Genomic DNA, 5,227 nt, shown 5'->3' with positions numbered 1-5,227 from the left:
GGAAAGTTTTTGATCTAAATATTTCTCAATTTTAAATCGTTCTTGTTGGGATAATCTTGTATAATTTTGGCTCATAACAACACTAAATTAATAATTTATAGTGTTGCATTAGTTTTCTGAACCCGCGTTGCAATAGCAGATAACGAGCCGAGTATTTGCAAAGAACGGGAGAGAAATTGAGCGAAAGCTCAAGTTCATCCGTTCAAGCAAATTGCTTGGCTAAAACTAAAATTAGTGTATTGTTTTTAGAAAAGCAATTTTGCGAGTGGAAAAAGATTGGCTGAAAGTTAACTTTCAGCCCCGGTTTTCGCAAATACGATGTTAGCGGTTCGTTGTTTTCTTTTTGCTTCTTCCACGATATAAAATTATTAATTTGTTTAAATCTCGTTGATTGGTTTCGTAGTCATCTATTTGCAAATGTTCTGCTCCCTCTGGATGGTCATAAGTTAGATAATAATGTGTGAGTTTTCCTGAACCTTGACTGATTACTTCTTCGTTTTCAATTTCATTCCAACTATAAAAGTCAGTATTTATAGTTTTTATACCTTTTTCATTAAGTATGATTTGTGGTTCAGTATTAGTCGCCTCTTTGTATTCTTTGAAACTTCGATAAGCACCTAGTAATGTCAATACAGAACCTAAAATATAGCTATCTGTTTTTGCAAGAAGGTAAATTCCAACACCCACTAACAAAAACATGAAAATCATTTCTACAAAATTGCCACCTTTTGAATAATAAATTATTGTTTCATTTTGGATTGTCAAGTCGTCTTGAAAAAGGTCATCTTGCTTAAATTTATTTCGTAATGAAATTAATTTTTCGTTGTCAGTTCTTGTACGAATTTCTGTCTTTTCAAAAATGCTATTGTCAGCCCAAATTAGTTTTTCTTGAATTGCTCGTTTTTTTAGTTCATGAACATTTCTAACATTGTCAAAAGCCCAAAGTCGCCACTTTGTAATCATAACACTCCACCAAAGCCAAGCAAGTCCAAATGCAAGAAAGAAACCAATTGGAAAACCCCAAGATGGAATTAATTTTTGAGTTCCTAAATAAATAGTAAGTCCAATTGTTCCAATCATAATTATAAAAACTGGATAGTTAACCATTCTGTGTCCTCTCGAAATTGCTTCGTCTACTGTTACCGATTCATTCATATTTTTTTATATTTCTTGGGTCGCTCAACAATGACCGCTAACGGGCCGCGGCTTGGCGAAGTGCGGGCTTGAATTGAGCGAAAGTTCAATTTATACCGAAACGTAGCCAAAGCTGTGAGCCTTTTGGTAAATTTAATAAAAAAAAAAAGCAAACAGCTTTTGGCGGATAAAAAGGCGAGGAGTTCAATTTTACACTTAACCCCGCATTTTGCCAAGCCGATGTTAGCAGAAGTTTTTTATTTCTTCAATATTATTTCCTGCTGTTTCAACAATAATTTCATCGCTAAATTCACGAGAATGTAATATTCCAATTCCTCCTTCAGGTTTTAGTTGAAACCCATTTTCTAAAAGTATTTTGTAATTGAAATCCTCAATATTAGAAATACCTTTCTGTTCAAAATGTTTATGTATTTCGTTTTGATAGTTTTTGTAAGCTTTGTTTGGGATTAAAACTCCAGAAAGAACTCCCATAGATTCATCCGAAATTTCTAAATTTATTATTCCGATTAAAATTTCATCAATAAATAATTTTGCCTTCATTTTGATACTATTCGACAATTTCTAAATCTGTAGTTAGAATCCATAAAGAATTTTTGATTGGATTATGATTAAATAGATTCAATTTATCTAAATTATCATCAAATAATACTAAAACTCTATTTTCAAAATTTTCATTTTTAGATTCAATAATCTTTCCAGTTTTTCCAATTAAAATCCAATAATTTTCTCTTTCATCTAAATCAGAATTATTTGAATTTGCGCCTAAAAATGATTTTAATTTAACTCTTTGATTTTCTAACATTGCTTTGGGAAAAATTTCTGCTAACGAGCCGAGTATTTGCGAAGAACGGTAGAGAAATTGAACGAAGTTCAAGTTCGTGCGTTCAAGCAAATTGCTTGGCTAAAACTAAATTAGTGTATTGTTTTAAGAAAAGCAATTTTGCGACTGAAAAATTATGACAAAAAAGTTAGCCTTCAGCCCGTTTTTTCGCAAATAGTATGTTAGCAGAAGTTATAATTTTGTTTTTTTATTAAAAATTCCAATTTTTTGAACAATAAATGATTCTTTGCAAAATTCATCACAATATTCTGGAGATTCAGTACAAATGCATACTGTTCTATCCATAGAATATATTTCTACCCAACTATTATCACTTTTATGAATAATTTTAACCGGAGATTTTTCATTACTTATAATTAAAAAACTTGAAAATGCGGTTAAACATATAAATCCTAAATTCAAGTAAATTGATTTAATAGATTTATTAATAGTATTTTTTATAATGAAATATATTAAATATAAAATTGAAAAACTTAAAGTTAGTTTACTAAATACATTTAGTAAGTGATTCGAAAACTCAAAATTATTATAAGCTAAGATTTTAATAATAGCTATTGTGATAATTAATATTGAAAATTTAAAAGTTTTCATTTAAGGTAGTGCTGATTTTATAATTTCTGCTAACGGAAAAAGGCTTTGCGAAGTGCGGGAATTCGAAGAACCAAAAGTTCAAGAATTCATAAACGAAGCAAATGCTTTTTCAGATTGTCTAAATTAAAGAAAAAAACAATATGAAAAGCAGTTGCGGATTATTTTGATGAAATTTTCAGCTTTGACTAAACCCCGCATTTTGCAAAACCTATGTTAGCAGAAGGACTTTTATTTTATTTGTTTTATAATCCAATTCATTGTATCATTTGAATCCATTATACTCCAAGAATGTGGATGTTTCGTTCCGTTTAACCTTTTTCCTTTATTAAATGTCGATATAATTTCTGCATTTTTGTTTCCATTAAGTTGTAGCAGATTAATCATTGCAGAAATGTTTGTACAATTCAAATCATATAAATCTCGGTGTCTATTTTCTAACTGCCATTCAATTCCTGGTTCTGTATAAATTCTTATTGGAATGTCAATTAAGTATTTTGCGTTTCCACCATCTTCTTTTCTATATGTAAACATAGAGTATTTTTCATATTCGTTTGGAAAATCAGTAGGACTTCCACCAAAAGTTGTATTGAAATCATTAATTACCCAATTTGCTTCACTGACTCCAATCTCTGAAAAATTTCGTTTAATTTCTCGTTGTGCTCTCTCATACATTTGCTCATAATCAATAGGAACATCAATTGCAAAAATTGCTTTTGGAATAAATGATGTATTTTTATCTCGAACAGCTCTTTCAGCAAAGGTAATGGAAAGCATTCCGCCTCCAGAAAAACCACCCAAAACAATACTATTATTTGAAATATTATATTCTTTCATTAATTGATTTGCAATTATATTTGTAGAACTTATTTCTTCAAACATTTTTGTAGAATCATTTGAAAAATGGGGTAGAATGACTAAAAAATTATTTTTACTAGCTAATTTAGGCAATTCAATTTGTTTTAAAACATCTTCTGGGGTTTCTCCACCACCGTGAAATAAAAATAAAATTGCATTAGGTTTACCTTTAGGAATTATTTTTAGATAATAATCTTCAGGATTTTCTAATTTTATTTTTTCTGTTTTTTGTGCGAAAATATTTAATGAAAATGTAAAAATAATCAGAAATAAAATTTGGTGTTTCATTTATAGAGTACTGTTTGTGTATTGTCCTAAAATAGTTGACAAAATTTTAGTTAATAATTAGACGAATATACTATTTTTCTTTGTTGTTTTATAAGATTTATAAATCGTATTTTCATTTGTATGCACATAAGCTGGCGTTTGATAATCAAGACTTAAATGTAATCTTTTGTTGTTATAGATTTCAATAGCTAGTTTGACCATTTTATGAGCAGTAATCATATCTGGAATGTTTTTTCGAAGCCCATATTCGTATTTTAGCGTTCTATTTATACGCTCTGCAATAACATTTTCATAGGGATCTGAGTTTTGTGTATTGCTTAATAGAATACCATTTTTCTGAGCAAATGCTGTAAATTTAGGGCTACAGTATTGTATTCCTCTATCACTATGATGTATCAATGCTTATAACCTCGATTTTTTAAAGCCATTTTAAGCGCATCGATAACTAAGTCAGTTCTCATATGCTGAGCCAATTGATAGCCCATTATTCTCTTAGAATAAGCATCAGTAATCAAAGCCAAATAAGCATGCTCATTCTGAATTTTTAAATAGGTAATATCACTTACCCAAACTTGTTCGCTCTGAGAAATTGTTAGATCCATTAACCGATTTGGATTTCTAAAAAAACGATGCTTCGAATTGGTTGTCGTATGGAAGTTTTTAGACTTCTTAACCAATAAATTGTTCCATTTTAAGAGCTTTATAAACGCATCTCTTCCCATCTTAATATGATTCTCCAAAAAGAACTGATGTAGCGCTCGATGTAATTTTTTTGCTCCATAATTGGGTTGCAATAAACGTTCATTTTGTACTTTCTCAATAATCAATTCTTGTGCCTTCTCATCTTCTTTTATACGCTTTAATTTTTTATAAAAACCTTGACGAGTAATCCCAAAGACTTCGGCTATCCATTGTCTTTTAAAATTTGCTTTTTCTTTTTCTCGATTTCGTTGGCTATATCTTTGGGTAAAAACTTTTTTGCTAATTCCTTTCCTGTAATCAATTCAAAATCAGCAATCATATCTTGTTGGAAGTCTTTGATAAATTCCAATGCTTCAATACGTTCCTTTAACTTTTTAATTTCCTGATCTTTGTTCATACTCGTTGTCTTTTGCTTAAAGTTAGCAAATTTTCTAATCCAATAATCGATCGCAGAGCGAGAAACATTGTATTTTTTTGAAGCAAAATTAACGGATATCTGACCATTAGTGACTTGGTCAACAATTTGTAGTTTCAGTTCAAAACTGATCTTTTGATACTGTTTTTTTTGGCAGGGCTGTTTTTCTTTTGAATCCATAGTTTGACAAATGTTGTTTAATTTTTTGTCAACCTATTTTAGGACTTTGCAAGATTTGGGCGGTTTCAAGTTACTAATGCAACGATAGTATAAAAATAGTAAAAATTTTGATTATTTTATTTGTTTAATAATCATCTGATTAAAAACTTGTGCAGGGGAATATCCATCGAGCACTTTTCGAGGTCTTTCATTAAGTTCAC

The 5,227-nt window shown here is 29.8% G+C and carries 8 protein-coding genes; all 8 read right to left on the bottom strand.

Annotated elements, in window-relative coordinates; translation table 11 throughout:
- Positions 1–321: 321 nt before the first annotated feature.
- Positions 322–1,155: a hypothetical protein gene (locus IM532_RS13380; RefSeq protein WP_194184004.1), complete on the bottom strand. Its 834-nt coding sequence runs from the start codon at positions 1,153–1,155 to the stop codon at positions 322–324.
- Positions 1,156–1,377: 222 nt separating this feature from the next.
- Entirely contained in the window at positions 1,378–1,695 is a 318-nt protein-coding gene (locus tag IM532_RS13375) for a hypothetical protein (protein WP_194184003.1), read from the bottom strand.
- Positions 1,696–1,702: 7 nt separating this feature from the next.
- On the bottom strand, positions 1,703–1,957 hold the full coding sequence (locus IM532_RS13370) for a hypothetical protein (protein ID WP_194184002.1): 255 nt from the start codon (positions 1,955–1,957) through the stop codon (positions 1,703–1,705).
- A gap of 210 nt (positions 1,958–2,167) precedes the next feature.
- Positions 2,168–2,398: a hypothetical protein gene (locus tag IM532_RS13365; protein ID WP_194184001.1), complete on the bottom strand. Its 231-nt coding sequence runs from the start codon at positions 2,396–2,398 to the stop codon at positions 2,168–2,170.
- A gap of 417 nt (positions 2,399–2,815) precedes the next feature.
- Positions 2,816–3,730: a hypothetical protein gene (locus tag IM532_RS13360; protein WP_194184000.1), complete on the bottom strand. Its 915-nt coding sequence runs from the start codon at positions 3,728–3,730 to the stop codon at positions 2,816–2,818.
- A 57-nt stretch (positions 3,731–3,787) separates the two neighbouring features.
- Positions 3,788–4,129: an integrase core domain-containing protein gene (locus tag IM532_RS13355; protein WP_194183999.1), complete on the bottom strand. Its 342-nt coding sequence runs from the start codon at positions 4,127–4,129 to the stop codon at positions 3,788–3,790.
- Positions 4,126–4,557, bottom strand: a complete 432-nt coding sequence (locus IM532_RS13350; RefSeq protein ID WP_194183998.1) for a DDE-type integrase/transposase/recombinase — start codon at positions 4,555–4,557, stop codon at positions 4,126–4,128. The genes IM532_RS13355 and IM532_RS13350 overlap by 4 nt, the downstream gene beginning before the upstream one ends.
- Positions 4,558–4,634: 77 nt before the next feature.
- Entirely contained in the window at positions 4,635–5,027 is a 393-nt protein-coding gene (locus IM532_RS13345; RefSeq protein WP_194183997.1) for a transposase, read from the bottom strand.
- Between the last annotated feature and the right edge of the window lie 200 nt (positions 5,028–5,227).

The organism is Faecalibacter rhinopitheci (assembly GCF_015234135.1).
Classification (GTDB): domain Bacteria; phylum Bacteroidota; class Bacteroidia; order Flavobacteriales; family Weeksellaceae; genus Empedobacter; species Empedobacter rhinopitheci.
The sequence above is the reverse complement of the archived record's forward strand: the minus strand, read 5'-3'. Positions and strand labels throughout refer to the sequence as shown.